Origin of the sequence: Bacillus sp. FSL M7-0558 (genome assembly GCF_038003245.1) — a bacterium.
GTDB classification, from domain to species: Bacteria; Bacillota; Bacilli; order Bacillales; family Bacillaceae; genus Bacillus; species Bacillus pumilus.
Genome location: NZ_JBBOOU010000001.1, coordinates 966,810 through 981,746, shown reverse-complemented (window position 1 = coordinate 981,746; position 14,937 = coordinate 966,810). Strand labels below are relative to the sequence as shown.

The 14,937-nt window shown below is 42.0% G+C and carries 11 protein-coding genes; 2 read left to right on the top strand and 9 right to left on the bottom strand.

What is annotated here, in order from left to right; genetic code table 11:
• Nucleotides 1-46: 46 nt before the first annotated feature.
• The 6 genes from MHB79_RS04750 to MHB79_RS04725 form a co-directional block, all read right to left on the bottom strand.
• Nucleotides 47-1,639, bottom strand: coding sequence for a PucR family transcriptional regulator (locus MHB79_RS04750; protein ID WP_050945432.1), 1,593 nt, complete (start codon nt 1,637-1,639; stop codon nt 47-49).
• 32 nt (nt 1,640-1,671) lie between these two features.
• Nucleotides 1,672-2,589, bottom strand: coding sequence for an AEC family transporter (locus MHB79_RS04745; protein WP_003212117.1), 918 nt, complete (start codon nt 2,587-2,589; stop codon nt 1,672-1,674).
• A gap of 87 nt (nt 2,590-2,676) precedes the next feature.
• The gene (locus MHB79_RS04740) at nt 2,677-3,093 is read right to left on the bottom strand and encodes a VOC family protein (protein WP_050945474.1); all 417 of its coding nucleotides are present in this window, start codon (nt 3,091-3,093) and stop codon (nt 2,677-2,679) included.
• Between the two features lie 125 nt (nt 3,094-3,218).
• On the bottom strand, nt 3,219-4,757 hold the full coding sequence (locus MHB79_RS04735; RefSeq protein ID WP_106032291.1) for a bifunctional GNAT family N-acetyltransferase/carbon-nitrogen hydrolase family protein: 1,539 nt from the start codon (nt 4,755-4,757) through the stop codon (nt 3,219-3,221).
• Nucleotides 4,758-4,772: 15 nt separating this feature from the next.
• On the bottom strand, nt 4,773-5,438 hold the full coding sequence (locus tag MHB79_RS04730; protein WP_003211898.1) for an HAD family hydrolase: 666 nt from the start codon (nt 5,436-5,438) through the stop codon (nt 4,773-4,775).
• 310 nt (nt 5,439-5,748) lie between these two features.
• Nucleotides 5,749-6,099, bottom strand: coding sequence for a DUF5365 family protein (locus tag MHB79_RS04725; protein WP_003212251.1), 351 nt, complete (start codon nt 6,097-6,099; stop codon nt 5,749-5,751).
• Between the two features lie 108 nt (nt 6,100-6,207).
• Here MHB79_RS04725 and MHB79_RS04720 point away from each other — a divergent pair, with 108 nt between their 5' ends.
• Nucleotides 6,208-7,116, top strand: a complete 909-nt coding sequence (locus MHB79_RS04720) for an RluA family pseudouridine synthase (RefSeq protein WP_340989166.1) — start codon at nt 6,208-6,210, stop codon at nt 7,114-7,116.
• Nucleotides 7,117-7,153: 37 nt separating this feature from the next.
• Here MHB79_RS04720 and MHB79_RS04715 read toward each other — a convergent pair whose 3' ends face one another.
• The 3 genes from MHB79_RS04715 to MHB79_RS04705 all read right to left on the bottom strand — a co-directional run bounded on the left by MHB79_RS04715 (nt 7,154) and on the right by MHB79_RS04705 (nt 14,137).
• Nucleotides 7,154-7,720, bottom strand: coding sequence for a class D sortase (locus MHB79_RS04715; protein ID WP_185107634.1), 567 nt, complete (start codon nt 7,718-7,720; stop codon nt 7,154-7,156).
• 46 nt (nt 7,721-7,766) lie between these two features.
• Entirely contained in the window at nt 7,767-10,670 is a 2,904-nt protein-coding gene (locus MHB79_RS04710) for a 5'-nucleotidase C-terminal domain-containing protein (RefSeq protein ID WP_340989163.1), read from the bottom strand.
• Between the two features lie 86 nt (nt 10,671-10,756).
• On the bottom strand, nt 10,757-14,137 hold the full coding sequence (locus MHB79_RS04705; protein WP_106029886.1) for a CheR family methyltransferase: 3,381 nt from the start codon (nt 14,135-14,137) through the stop codon (nt 10,757-10,759).
• Nucleotides 14,138-14,281: 144 nt separating this feature from the next.
• Between MHB79_RS04705 and MHB79_RS04700 the strand changes: the two genes are divergently transcribed.
• Nucleotides 14,282-14,926: a spore coat protein gene (locus MHB79_RS04700; RefSeq protein WP_003212525.1), complete on the top strand. Its 645-nt coding sequence runs from the start codon at nt 14,282-14,284 to the stop codon at nt 14,924-14,926.
• The last annotated feature ends 11 nt before the right edge of the window (nt 14,927-14,937 follow it).

Below are 14,937 nucleotides of genomic sequence, written 5' to 3'. Positions count from 1 at the left end.
CATAAGACACTTTTCTTGATGCCTTGGCAAAATGGAGCACACTCTGCTAACGTCGATTTCCTTGCAGGAATTCATAGGCAAGAATCGCAAATTCAAGCGCCTGCCGTTTCGGCGCCTGCATCATATCCTCACCGAGCAAGGCATGCAGTTTATCCAGTCTATGATAGAGGGTTTGCCTAACAATATAGAGCTGGCTTGCGGTTTCTTTTTTAGAACCGTTTGTCTGTAAAAAGATATTTAGCGTTTGATAGAGTCTCCCGCTATTTTGATTATCGTATACAATCACGGGCTCTAAATACTCTTTCACCATACATTCAAGCAGACCGCTTTCCTTCATCATAGGCATAAGACGGAGCATATGTAGATCTTGGTAAAATGGACTTTCCACCCGCTGAGGCATCACTTTTTTTAAATGCAGCACTTCTTTGGCTGCTTGAAAGCTTTTTCTCATGTGCTGAAACTTTTCACAATATTGCCCGATACCGAAATTGATCTCGGCCCCTCGGGGCTGCTCCCGGTCATACAATTGTTTGATGTCGTTTGCAGCCTTTTCTGCACGCTCTTTCCAGTCCTCTTTCTTTCTCGTGTTTAATAAAATAAACAAGGTTTGTTCTTGATGCTCATATGCAATCAGATGGAAACCAGCACGCTGAAAAATGGAGCGGCAAGAGACAAGAAAGTAAAGATTCCCTGTGATTTTTTCAATTTGATGATGTTTTTGAAAGAGCAAGACTACGCAGCCAGTTGGCTTTTTCACCCCTTCTGTTTCTTCTAGGTGCTCTATGATCTCTTGTTCTGTATGCTCTTCTTGAAACCATTTTTGCAGCCATTCATTTTCTTTTGTCTTCTTCAGCTCTTCTGTATAAAGCTCTCTTAATGTTTGCTGGGCTAGAGCATTGGCTCCTTTATCCATTACAAGCAGTTCGAATTCAGAGAGCGTGTCCGCTTGATGAATGAGCACAAGATCTGCAAATGTTTGTTTGAGCGCAAGCACTTGTTTTTGTGTCACTTCGTATCCTTTTGGCACGGAAGCAAACTGCAAATAATTCATGACCAGTTCTTCGGTTTGTTTGGAAGAATCACATAAAATAATCGGCTCGCCCTGAACAGGGAGGAGTAAAAGTATCCCCCTTACGTGCTGATACACTTGATCCAAAATATCCATTTGCGGATGCGGGGTCAGCAAAAGCTCATTTAGCTTTGATGACAGTGCTTCTAAATCAGCCATCATTTGATACTGACGCTCGATCATCATCGTATGAAGATGCTGCGTGATGTTGACGAACTTCACTTCTTTTGTAAACAGAATAAGCGGAAAATCTCTTTCTTCTGCATAGGTCAGTAATTCTTCCGGCACTTCGAATCTTAGCGGAACAAATTCAATACACAAGCCGGCCGCCCCTGAATCAATCAGCTGTCGTAAAAACGCTTGAAACACATCCAGTTGGTCATGGAAGCCTGCGGCTGTTGTTAATATAAGCTCGCCTCCATTTAATAAATCCTCTACATCAGGCACTTCTAACACATGTATCCATTTGACCTGCCGAAACAATCCTTTTTCCCCTGCTAACACTTTTGCATGCGCAAAATGCTTCGTTTTCAACACGTCACTCACTTGGAAATGAACATCTACATTCATTCATATGTCCCCCTTTGTATGCCGCCTATCCCCTATCCCAGAGGGTGCATGGATAAAATCCATAATAAAACTGGTAATGTCACGATACTTAAGATTGTACTGAGAAATGTCGTGCTTGAGACAAACTCAGGCTTCGTTCGAAATTGTACAGCCATCAGCGTGGTATTTGCTGCTGTCGGCATGGCTGCCACTAAGATCATAATTTGTTTCACCATATCATCTACCGGTAAAATAAGCGTAAAGCCAAATGCAATGAGTGGGGAGATAAACAGCTTCAGCAATACAGCATAAGAAATATTGCGATAATCCACTTGCTTAAAAGAAATCACAGCAAGCTGCATACCTAAAATAAGCATAATCGTCGGAATGGCAGCATTCCCCACAAGCTGAATACCCGTCATCAGCTCTTTAGGTAATGAAAGGTCAATCAGCTGAAATAATAGACCGATGAGTGCCCCATAAGCAACTGGCATACGCAGTACTTTTTTCAAGACGACCTTTCCATCTCCCGCATCCTCTCCACCCTTTGCTGCATAATACATGCCGATTGTACTCATGACAAGCTGCTGCAGTACCATCAACACGATCGCAATATCCAAACCTGCTGCTCCGAAGACAAGAAGCACAACAGGCGTTCCATAGTTTCCATTGTTCATAAAAGCTGACGACAAAATCATGGCGCAATACGTTTCATTCGAATACCCATAAATACGAGATAAAATAAAGACACATAAAATAAGTGCAAGACAAAGTCCGACAACAAAAATGGATAAATACACATAGTCCATCGACACTTTGTTTTGATAAAAGGTTTCAAACGCAAGAAATGGTGACATTAAATATAAAGACATTGATGAGAGCGTATGTATGTCAAAACCAATCGCCTTCTGCCCGATATACCCGATCAGGAATATGCCGAACACTGGCAGTAAGACAAGTAAAAACTCCATGCTGCACCTACTTTTCTTTAGTTGAATTCCAGATTCCTTCTGCTCCTCATTATCATACCATTGATAAACAATAAAAAAGAAGCACCCTTATGAAAGGCCGCTTCTCTCCTCATCCATATAAAACACTTCCCACAAATGACCATCAAGATCCTGAAAGCTCCATCCATACATGAACTCATGATCCTGCTTTTCCTTAAACGGTGAACCGCCTGCTGCCATTGCCTGCTCGACAAGCTCATCGACCTCTTCTCGTGAATGAACACGCATAGAGATAATCACCTCTGATGCTTTTTTTGCATCCACTAATTGTTTCTCTGAAATGGACTGAAAATGCCTGAGTGACAACAGCATGACGGTGATCGTGTCATCAATGACCAAACAGGCCGCCTGATCATTCGTGAACTGCTGCTCAAATTCAAAACCCAGCTGCTCAAAAAAAGCGATAGATTCCTTCACATGATTTACCGGCAAATTGATATACAGATGTTTAGATTGTCGCCCCATGTTCCTCTCCTTTTTGAACACATAATCTCCTTTCAGTATATTCAGCTTTTTCTTCAGCATCCCTTTGGCAATTGAAAAAAATATGTTATCAAAAAGAAGCGCCTCAACGATAGGCGCTTCCATCATTATTTCTTATATTCAATATGGTACACATCTCTTCTTCGGTCTTTCAGCTGACGTACGGTCCCATCTTGCCTTTGTCTTCTTAAAATTTCTAAATCGACATCCCCAACGACAACCATCTCAATGTTTGGATTACACTCTCCTACAATCCCATCTCTTGCAAATTCAAAGTCTGATGGGGCAAATATAGCCGATTGTGCATATTGAACATCCATATTTTCGGTTTGCGGAAGGTTGCCAACTGTTCCAGAGATGACGGTATAAATCTGGTTTTCAACCGCTCTCGCCTGTGCACAGTAACGTACTCTTAAATAGCCTTGGCGGTCTTCTGTACAGAACGGAGTGAAAATAATTTTCGCTCCTTTGTCAGCTGCAATCCGTGCAAGCTCAGGAAATTCAATATCGTAGCAAATTTGGATCGCAATTTTGCCGCAATCCGTATCAAATACCCGGACCTGGTCACCAGCTGAAATCCCCCACCATTTTCTTTCATTCGGCGTGATGTGAAGCTTATATTGCTTTTCAATCGTTCCATCACGTCTAAATAAATAGGCAATATTGTAGATTTTCCCTTCTTCTTCTACAAAGTGGGACCCGCCGATGATATTAATGTTATATTTCACAGAAAGGTCTGTGAACAAATTAATGTAGTCCTCGGTATATTCCGTGATCCGCTGCACGGCAAGACTAGGTGACCGCTCTTCTAAATAAGACATGAGCTGCGTCGTGAAAATTTCTGGGAATACCGCAAAGTCAGCTGATGCATCTGATGCAACATCCACATAATACTCGACCTGATTCATAAATTCTTCAAAGGAGTGAATTTGTTTCATCGCATATTGAATCACACAAATTCGAACAGGAAACGCCGATTTAAAATATCTTTTCGATTGCGGGCGATAATCGACATTGTTCCATTCCATTAACGTCGCATATGTGCTGGATGCTTTATCATCAGGCAAGTAATTCGGATTGATCCGCATGAGACTAAATTCATTTAACAGCTGAAAAGATAAAACGGGATCATAGATTTGGTGAAGCATGACCTGCTCAACATACTGGCGAGGCGTCATTTCCTCTTGGTATTTATGATAGTTCGGAATGCGCCCGCCAATGATGATGCTTTTTAAATTTAATCTTCTTGCCAAGTCTTTTCTTGCTTCATACAAGCGATGTCCAATTTTCATTCGTCGGTATTCAGGACTCACCATGACTTCGATTCCGTACATATTCATCCCATCCGGATTGTGGTTTGTGATGTACCCATCATCTGTAATGTCCTGCCATGTGTGGCGATCATCGTATTCATCAAAGTTAATTAATAAACTTGAACAAGAGCCAATGATTTCTCCCTCGAATTCAGCACAAAACTGCCCTTCTGGGAAATGCTCAAGGTGGCTTTCAAGATGCTCTCGTTTCCAAGGATCCATGCCTGGAAAGCATACCTCTTGCAAGGCAATGATTCGGTCAATATCCTCTTCCCGGATATTACGGATCTCCATTCTTTTTTCAAACCGTGTTAAGTCTAGTTTTTCTGCCATGATGTATTTGCCCCCTTACTGATCCTCTTTTTCAAGCTGATGGAATAGCTGGAGCAATTCGATTTCAGCCATGGATTCTAATCTGACATCATATTCTTCAAATTGCAGCGTGCTCGTCACTTTGTTTGGGACGATGACACATTTCATACCTGCCCGTTTGGCAGCTACTGATCCATTTACAGAATCCTCAAATGCCACACAATCTTTTGGCTCTACCCCTAAGCAGCGTGCGGTTTGCAAATAGAGCTCTGGATTTGGTTTGACTTCTTCCACATCATCTGACGTGCGGATACATTCAAAATAGTCGAAAAGACCAATCTGCTTCAGGTGATCAGACACCCATTTATAGTCTGAGCTGGAAGCAAGTCCAATCTTGATCCCCAGCTCCTTTGCTGCTTCTAAATAAGCTTCTACACCAGGTCTTGCTGATTCGTCCTTCATTCTTTTTTGAAAACGAGAACGCCGATCTGCTGTGAGTGTCTCATGATCCAGTGTCTTTCCTAGCTGCTTTTCCAAATATTCAAATGGCTTAAAGCCTGCCTGCGTCCCAATGACCTTGCCCCATACGGAAAGAGGCAGATCTGACTCATGCTCCGCAAACATTTCTTGTAAAACCTCATATTCATGTGTTTCTGTATCTAAAATTAATCCGTCAAAATCAAATATAATCGCCTTTACCAACGAGGCCACTCCTTTTTTTTACAAAAGTCTTAAAGATATACTCAATGCTATCATATCGTGAATAAAATTGACTTTCAAAGATGAATGTCTGCTAAAATGATTATGTATAAAAGGAGCCTGCACCGTTTTGTCAGGCTCCTACCCATGTTCGGTTCATTCTGCAAGAGATCCAAGCGCTCCGATTCGTGGAGAAATAGGCGATGTTGAAAAAGAGCGGGTTTGGTATTACAGATATTAAAGGTTTCTCCGTTCCCTTAAAAATAGTATGTGCGAGGGCCTTGTAAGTTAACAAGGAAGTTCACACCATCTTTTACGCATTTTGAAGGTGACGGCTGGCAAAATCGTCGAGATCAAACGGAAAAGAAAAGCCGCAGGCGTTGACCTGCTCACGGTTTCGCTCGAATAGCTCACGATCTCGTTTGGTGAGATGACGTTTCGGTTTTACAATAATGGTATGTAATAGCTGAAGTCCCGATAAAATACGAAAAGCATCATCCATCGTCCCGTTATATACACCATCAATAAAGGTAAGGGAGCGATCTTTTTGACGCATATCCCGCTGCTGTCCATTGACAGCATGAGAAAGAAGATCTTCAACATCCTTTGATATTTCTTCAATTGCCTGCTCTTGCAGGTCTGTAGCAGCTTTCATTAATCTCACGTGACATCTACCTCTCTGTCGTTATTCTTTATTCAGAATAGCACAGAAAAAAAGGCGTTCGCCAAGGTAAGTGTTTCCTATATATACCCATAGAGAGGAACGGATATCATGATCATAAAAGGACACACGCTCTCACTCAAAGTAGACGAGCAGTATCATCACACTTCACTCAGTCATTTTTTAAAGACAGCCGTCTCTGCATCAAAACCGATTATTCACTTTTGGATGGAGCATCAAAAAGTTCGTTTAAATCAAAAGCCTGCCCATCACGCAGCTAAAGTCAGTCAAGGCGATCAGATCATCATTGATTTATTTGAAACAGAAGAAAGTGATGTGACACCGGAATATGGTGAATTAGAGGTACTCTTTGAAGACGAGCATTTATTAATTGTGCAAAAACCTGCCGGCCGGCCAACTCATCCGAATGAACAAGGACAAACAGGCACACTGGCAAATCTTGTGGCATTCCATTTTCAAGCAAATGGTGAAGAAAAGCGGGTAAGACATATCCACAGGCTTGATCAAGACACGAGCGGCACCGTCATTTTTGCAAAGCATAGATTAGCCCATGCGGCTCTTGATCAAATGCTTTCTAAAAAAACAATCAAACGCACATACATCGCCATCGCAGAGGGACTTTTCAAAAAAAAGAAAGGCACCATCGATGCAGCGATCGGCCGTGACAAACACCATGCAGTCAGACGAAGAATCTCCCCTAATGGGCTAAAAGCTGTGACTCATTTTCAGGTCATGGACATGAATAAACGTCTGCAACTGACAGCCGCTAAACTTCAATTAGAAACGGGTAGAACGCATCAAATTCGTGTCCACCTGAGCAGTCTCGGGCATCCACTAGCTGGGGATACATTATATGACGGAGTTCGTGATTACATCAATAGGTGTGCTCTTCACGCCAAGCAAGTAGACATGAAACATCCTTTTACAGGTGAGCATCTGATCATCGAAGCACCTCTACCACCTGATATGGACCAGCTCATGAGTCAAATCATCCATTAACAAAAGAGCCTGCGTATGAAAAGCAGGCTCTTTTTCTTTATTCAGACACTCTTTTTGCATAAATAATATACCGCTCTGGCGCATTGCCGACGAAATGAAAAGGATAGCATGTGGTTAACACCAGCTCTTCCTTTTCATTCTGCAACGTAATGATGGATGTATCATGCTGATCAACAATTTTCGTATGTGTGATTTCATATATAAATTCACCATACGGCACAGTGATTTTCAGTTGATCTCCAATATCCAGTTCGCCTGTCCGGCGAAACACCGTGTCACGATGGCCAGAAAGAACGATTTGTCCATTTTGATCCGGATAATAACTGCCTTTGTAGTGTCCTACTCCCTTTGCAAGGTCATCCGCATCCGTCCCTTCGACAATGGGAAGGTCTGCTTTTAATTTTGGAATCGTCAGGATGCCAGAAGCTTTCCCCACTTCTGGAGCAAACTGCTTCTTGGACATCCCTTGATCGTCTGCCACGACCTTCTTCGCTTCGTCTAATGATTGGGCTGTTTGAAGATGAGTCGATGCGATTTGCCATATCCCCCAGCCGAGCAGCACAATCCCGGCTGTCATCACAGTCAGTGCAAGCCACTTTTTCATGCTTAAACTCCTTTGCCTGTTACATTTCTCTTAGATGATACGCTCTTTAGCTTGCTGCTTTTTCCTCTTGTTTTTCTTTTTGAATTCGTCCTTCTTTTTGATACACAATGGAAGCTCCTTCAAAGCTTTTCACAAAATCGACAGTGGCTTCTAAGTCTTCTGGGCCTGTTTCAGGGTTTTGCCCAAGCCTGCCTATTGGTGCATATTTACTGCCAGTTGCTGTTGCCATGAAGTTATTCACAGTGAGTGTATACGCTTGATCGAGAGCTATTGCTGAACCGTCTGGCAGCTTCAAGTCGACTACTTTATATGTTACAGGATCATAGGAATATGAAAAGCCTGAAATGCTATAATCTGGTCCAAATTGTGGAGAAATTTGTGCTTCTATGATCTCTACTAAGTCTTTTCCCTTGATCTCTAGTTTGACTAAAACGTTGCCAAATGGCTGAATATTAAAGAGATCTCCCCACGTTATCGGCCCTTTTTCAAGGTTTTGTCTAATGCCGCCTCCATTCATCATGGCAAAGTCACTTTTCATTGAATATCTCATACCATCCGCAATCAAATTACCGAGCGGCGTGTCTCCATCATTTGAATAGCCGCCTTCCATTTTGACCCCGGCTTCTCCAACAACCTCACTAATAATCGGCTCCACTTCTTTCCCGTAATGAGCCAAGATGTCTGCTGCTTCCTTGTCCTTTTCTATACCAGCTTGATCTACATACTGGATATTCGCACTCTTTTTGACGATATCCTTCGTTTTACGGTCAAGTGTCACATTGACTTCGCCAATCGCCTTTCCATATTCAAAGGCTTGCACAATTAATTTTCCATTGACCTCTCCATTGACCACTTCATGATTATGCCCTGCAAAGATGACGTCAATTTCATCATCACCTTCTTTTGCAAGCTTTGCACTCTCTCCGGTGATCGTATCCCCATTTTGAGAGGCTGTCATATGAGCTAAAACCGCTATGGCTTTAACTCCTTTTTGTTTTAGTTCCTTCGTGGCTTCATTCACAGCTTTGACTTCATCTGTAAACTGAATGTCTTTAATCCCTTCTGGCATGACCATTCCTGCGGCTGACTTGGTCACAACGCCGATAAATGCGACTGGGATTCCTTCGACATCGATGATTTCATAAGCCGGTAAAAGCGGTTTGCCAGTATCCTTGTATTCACAGTTCGCACAAACGAGCGGAAAGTTCTGTCCGTCATACCCCTTTGTGCCTTTAGGATGATCTCCGCCATTTAAGATACGCAATAGCTCGTCTACCCCTTCATCGAATTCATGGTTGCCGACCGTGCCGACATCAAAGCCAATGTTCTCCATGAGTTCAACGGTTGGTTCATCTTGCAGAAGAGAAGATATTGGAGAGCTCCCGCCAATCATATCTCCAGCATGGACCGTGATCGTATTTTTGTGCGCTGCTTGTTTTTGCTTCATAAAGGCCGCGACATAATCCATCCGCCCATACATGCCTTTATTGCCATCATCTTTTAGATCCAATTCGTATTCTTGATCAATTTTACCGTGTAAATCATTCAAACTTAAAATCGTTAATGGTACGTCGTCCGCATTCTTTGCCGGCTGATAACCAGCCTGCTCTGCTTCTTCTTTGGAAGCAAAAAAGATCCGTTTGTCCACATCGATTTCTTTCCATTTGTCAGGGGACACGTAGGTTTTGACAGATGAATCACCAACATAGCGTGTCAGTCCTTTTTTCTGTTCACGTGCTCTAAATTCAAATGGCTGTTCCAGCAGAGGGTCCGCTTCGTTCCATATGCCCAGTCCTTTTTCCTTTGCTTCTTTTACTGCTTTTTGAAACGTATGATAGTCCTTTTCATCTCCAACTGGCCAGATAAAATAAGTAGGGGCATATCCTTTTTTCACAAGCTCTAGATTTGTATTTAACCCTTTTTTGGTTTTTACTTGAGCTAAAAGACGTCCATAGTTATCTTTCGCTTCAGGACCAATCTTTAATGTGACTTGGTCACCGCTCGAAAGTAGTGTTTTTAAATAGTCAGTCGCTTGCTGTCCAAAACGCAATTGGTTTTTGTCTAATTCGCTTTTTGGCTGATGATACGTTTCCGGCGTGTCCATATTCACAAAACGCACCTTTGTTGTACCTAAAACGGGCTTCATTAGATGTATCGTATCTCCATCCACCACACGGTCAACCGTTGCTTTGTATTCTTTCTTCATCTTTGGCGGCTTTGGCTGGCGTTTCAGCAGGTTCATATCATCCTTATGTCTTAGAAGCACCTGCAACGTATCATATCTGCTTAACACCCCTGTAAACTCGTACCATTTTCCTGTCTTTACTTTATCAATCGCATTCGTATCGACCATCACTCTCAGAGTGGTGCTGTGATATTTTTTATCGATGATCACCACATTGTATCCACCGCCAGCCGGCTGCGCTGGTTTTGCCTCTACATAGCCTTTGACCTTTACTAGTCTTCCTTCATGTTTACCTGCTTGTTCCGTTTCTAGCTGCTTCACAGACACTCGCTTCGCCTTTGGCAAGGTTTGGTTCACAGCATCTATCTTCAGACTGCCTTGATCTGGCACAATTTCAATCATTCCTTTATAAGACGTGATTTTACCAGTCACCGTCACCTTCATCCCTGCTTTTAGTTCCGGGAAGTGATTGGGCTGAGCTGAATAAACATTGATTCCAGCTGATTTGTCTTGAATGTATGTGGACAGTTTCCCATTGCCTAAAGCTGATTGATCTGCTGTCACAATTCCGCTCACTGTCACGGTCTCTCCTATGAGCTGACGGGCTTTTTTGATCTGCACAATCTTTTTTTGTTTCCACACCATTTCTTTCTTTTCAGATGCATTGACCTCGCTCCCTGCGGACATACCAGGCAATAAGGATTGCAAACTAAAGATCACCAAAACCAAACAACAAATCATTCGAATAGACAGCATTCGTTTCATTAGACCTCTCCCCTTTGTGCTTCATCTCTCATAGTGTACAAAGTAAATATTGATGTTGAATGGATTTCATGTAAAACTTGTCTTTTTTAACTCATCGGAAAGGTAATAATCACTCGTGTCCCCTCAAAGTTTTTGCTTTCAAAACGAATGGTGCCGCCATGGCTTTCAATGATTTTAATGGTCATCATTAAACCAAGGCCTGTCCCCTTTTCTTTTGTTGTATAAAATGGTTCACCGAGTTTCCCTATTTCGTCCTCTGGTATTCCCTTTCCTTGGTCTTCAAAGATCAACATCATTTGCTGATCTTTCATGAGAGAGGTCACCTTGATGACGCCTGTCACACCATCCATCGCTTCTATTCCGTTTTTAAGGATGTTTAGGAAGACTTGTTTCAGTTCATTCGGAATGCCTTGAATGTTAGGGAGCGACGGAGACAGCTTTTTCTGAATGGACACGCCTTTTAAGACCGCCTGGGATTCAACGACCATGATCACTTCTTCGAGCAGAAGATTGACATGTACCGGTTCAAATTTCACCGATTTGCTTCTCGAAAGAACGAGGAATTCATTAATAATCGACTCGAGCCGATTAAACTCTGACATCATCACATCTGCATAATCTTTCTGATACTTTTTACTTTGAATCATCAGCTGTAAAAACCCTTTTAATGAGGTCAGCGGGTTCCGTATCTCATGAGCGATGCCTGCTGCAAGCTGCCCTACTGCTGACAGCATCTCAGATTTCATCAGCATCTTCTCTGACTGCTTTTGATTGGTGATATCCTCTGAAATCCGCATGACGGTTGACTGCATTTTGTCAGGGTCATCAATTCGGTGTAAAGAGACTCTCTCCCATCGTTCACGTCCAGATAAATCTTGAAAGTATAGTTCACCTGTCCAGCTGCCCTCTCTTAAACAAACCTTCCATTGTTTCTCTAAATCATCACATTGACATAGCGAATGATAGACAGAAAAAATATCTTTGCCGATCAGGTCATATTCATGCTGCTGGACAAACTGACAGAAACGCTGATTCACGCATTGGATGACCCCTTCCTCAGTTGCCACAACAATATGAATATGGCTGTTATCAAGTGCCGTCACCGCTAGATGAAGCGACTGCTTGATTTTCGTTACTTCAGTCATTTTAATCCAGGTCATCACTGCTCCTTCACGTTCTTCATCGTAGATGGGTGTGATGTGAACGGTGAATTGCTCGCCTTCGTTCGTTTCAATTTCACGTTCGATCGCGCGCCTATCCGATATGACGGATTGGATATCATGATAGAGCGTTTCCTGCGTAAGCTTTTTAGCCATCGACTGAAAGGATTGCTGATGTCTGATTTTCGCAGAAGTAAATAAAGAGGCAGCTGTAGGAGTGTAATAGCGTATATTCATGTCCCTGTCCACAAACAGCGTTGCAAGCTCCGGCTTGACAGAGGGTTTGTACAGTTCTTCTCTTGTCACCCTCAAGTTGTTTATGATATTTATATAATGTTCGTGTTTTTTCTCAAACTCCTCTAATTGCGTGTGTTTTGCTTTTAATTGAGCCCTTGCCTCCTGCTCCTTTTGTTTGACTTCATTGAGTTCATTTTCCAAATCGACAATACGCTGTTGATAGACTGAATTCTGATCTGACATCCCTATGTCCCTGCCGTTCTTTTGATTTTTTCCTCTCTCATTCATTCGAATGAGAATGACGTAAACTCCCTTAAAACGGCGGTCAAAACTTTTTACGGTAAAATCTGCATACTGCTTGCTGCCTTTTTCCGAAATGAGAACATGTTGAAACACAACCTCTGTCTCGTCTGTCCACACCTTTTGAAAGGTTTGACTGAGCATCTCTTTCATATAATCTGGTGTCACATATTCACATGATTGATTTGACACTTCTGTATGATCTAAAAAAGAATACGCACCCTTTGATACTGCCAGGATTTTGTCACTATCGTTGATGACCATACATGCATCATAATCCTTGCTTACTTCTTGCATATATTGTTCGGCTCGCGCTTTCAACTCGATATCACGAGCGTCTGGTGTCCAAGGGACATGTGGTTTTGAAACGTTTGAATGGGTGTAAATGTTCCATTTTTCATTGAACAAATGAAACAAACGAGGGATATTGGGTACAGTTTCATTTGGCCCTAATATCAACATCCCTTGATCTTTTAAAGCATATTGGAATCGGGACAATACTCGTTTTTGCACTTCAGGCTGGAAGTACATCAGAACATTTCGGCAACTGATAAAATCGAGGTGGATAAAAGGTGAATCGATCAATAAATTGTGAGGTGCAAAGACAATATGTTTTCTAAGCGACTGCTTCACAATAAAAGCGTCACCTTTCCTTTCGAAATATCGCGCCCGCCATTTTTCCGGCATCCTTGCCATAGACTCTACTGAGTAAAGACCTTTACTAGCTGTTTGAATGGCTTTCCGGTTGATATCTGTTGCAAATACTTGAAGTTCAATGGTCACTTGTCTTCGCTTCATTTCTTCTAAAAATAAGATCGTAAAAGAATACGCTTCCTCTCCTGTCGAACATCCTGCAATCCAAATACGGCATCGAGATTTCCCGTTTTTCACCGCATTTTCAATGATCGACGGAATGATTTGATGTTCACATACATGAAAAGCCTCCATATCTCTAAAAAAAGATGTCATGCCGCTTAGAAGCTGAGCGTGCAGAAGGTCAAGCTCATCTGGTTCTCTTTCTAATAAGTAGTCGTACTCTGCTAACAATGAAATCCGTTTTTTTGCAACATTCATTCGTTTTTGAATGACAGATAGCAGCCTTTTCTTTTGATAGGTTGAAAAAGCAATGCCTTTATACATTTCAAGACGTTCAATAATTCTCAGTAAAACAGGATCTGCCTCATCGAGATGCGGGACGTTGATGATATTTGCGATATATGCCGCAAGGGTTGAAGGGTCTTTGAATGTTTGTTGATACAAAGTGTCAAAACCACTTTCTTCCTCACTGCACGATAAAACTGTACCGCCCTGCTCAACCAACTGAAGCAAGCCACTTCCCACGCAATGACCTTTTTGAAAGAAAATCGCATATGCCTCCTCCTTTTGAACGCTGGCAAGAGACTGAAAAAGCAAGTCCACAGAGCAAGCCATGCACGCCGGCAGCTGCTCTGATAGGTGCAGCCGCTGATCTTCTGTTAACGTCACTACCGCATGCTGTGGACAAAAATAAATCGTCTTCTTCATGACTTTCTCACCATGTTTAATCGTTTTTGCCCGGTAGCCAATCGGTAAAACAAGTGCTTCCAAATCAGTTATACAATCGCCTGTCACATGATTTTGTACAACAATAAAAGAGGCATTTAGTTCATGTGGAAATGATTGAAAAAAAGCCTCAAGATGATGCTGTTCAAACGGCGAAACACCGATGCCAATCACTGGTGCCTGCACATGTTCGTCTTCTATCAAACGATTAATGATTTTGTCCTGCATCTGGTACCCCCATGTTCATTCGTCTGATACTTTTTTTCGACAAAAAGGAAGAAAACCCTCTAATTGTAAATAATGTTTTTTGCATGAAAGAAGGAAAACTTCCTCACATTAAAACAGAATGTATAAACAATAGGAGGAATCTCTATGCAAAACGATCAGCAGACAAACGTTCAAGGAAATGTCCAGCAGCCCCAATTCAATCATGGCGGGCATGAGTTATTTGATTTACATGAAGTATTAGCAGGGACCATTAATATTTTGGATCAATACATGATCTTTCGCCAATTCATCCAAGATCCCGCATTATCCGACATTTTAGATCGACAATATCAATTTGTATTGTCACAGTATAATGTCACGGTAGATTGTTTTTCTACTGGTCAAAAGCCTAGTGAAGAAACATCTACGTATATGATGAAAGAACAAACACAGGTGACATACGGAATAAAACCATCTCAGCCTAAGAAGCCAAATCAATCGTTACAGGATGTAAAGGACTCGGGAATTACAGGGCATATGCTAGGTCTCGTGAAATCACATGCTGGATTACTTTCAATGACTGCACTAGAGGTAACAAACCCTGTGGTGCGACGTGTGCTTGCAGCGCAAATTCCGAACTTTATTGAAATGGCGTATGAAATTTTCTTATATCAAAATAAACATAGCTATTATCAAGTTCCGCAACTTACAGCTCAAGATATGCAGGCGATGACGTCTACATTTGCCCCAATGAAGGGCCAAGTTCAAATGCCGCCAAACAAAGCCAATCAGCAAAAACCGCTTCATTAAACAAAAAACGG

What these genes read in the sequence shown, in the direction of transcription:
- MHB79_RS04745 (WP_003212117.1), bottom strand. Translation starts at nt 2,589, where the DNA reads ATGGAGTTTTTACTTGTCTTACTGCCAGTGTTCGGCATATTCCTGATC.
- MHB79_RS04735 (WP_106032291.1), bottom strand. Translation starts at nt 4,757, where the DNA reads ATGGCAGAAAAACTAGACTTAACACGGTTTGAAAAAAGAATGGAGATC.
- MHB79_RS04720 (WP_340989166.1), top strand. Translation starts at nt 6,208, where the DNA reads ATGATCATAAAAGGACACACGCTCTCACTCAAAGTAGACGAGCAGTAT.
- MHB79_RS04740 (WP_050945474.1), bottom strand. Translation starts at nt 3,093, where the DNA reads ATGGGGCGACAATCTAAACATCTGTATATCAATTTGCCGGTAAATCAT.
- MHB79_RS04750 (WP_050945432.1), bottom strand. Translation starts at nt 1,639, where the DNA reads ATGAATGTAGATGTTCATTTCCAAGTGAGTGACGTGTTGAAAACGAAG.
- MHB79_RS04715 (WP_185107634.1), bottom strand. Translation starts at nt 7,720, where the DNA reads ATGAAAAAGTGGCTTGCACTGACTGTGATGACAGCCGGGATTGTGCTG.
- MHB79_RS04710 (WP_340989163.1), bottom strand. Translation starts at nt 10,670, where the DNA reads ATGAAACGAATGCTGTCTATTCGAATGATTTGTTGTTTGGTTTTGGTG.
- MHB79_RS04705 (WP_106029886.1), bottom strand. Translation starts at nt 14,137, where the DNA reads ATGCAGGACAAAATCATTAATCGTTTGATAGAAGACGAACATGTGCAG.
- MHB79_RS04700 (WP_003212525.1), top strand. Translation starts at nt 14,282, where the DNA reads ATGCAAAACGATCAGCAGACAAACGTTCAAGGAAATGTCCAGCAGCCC.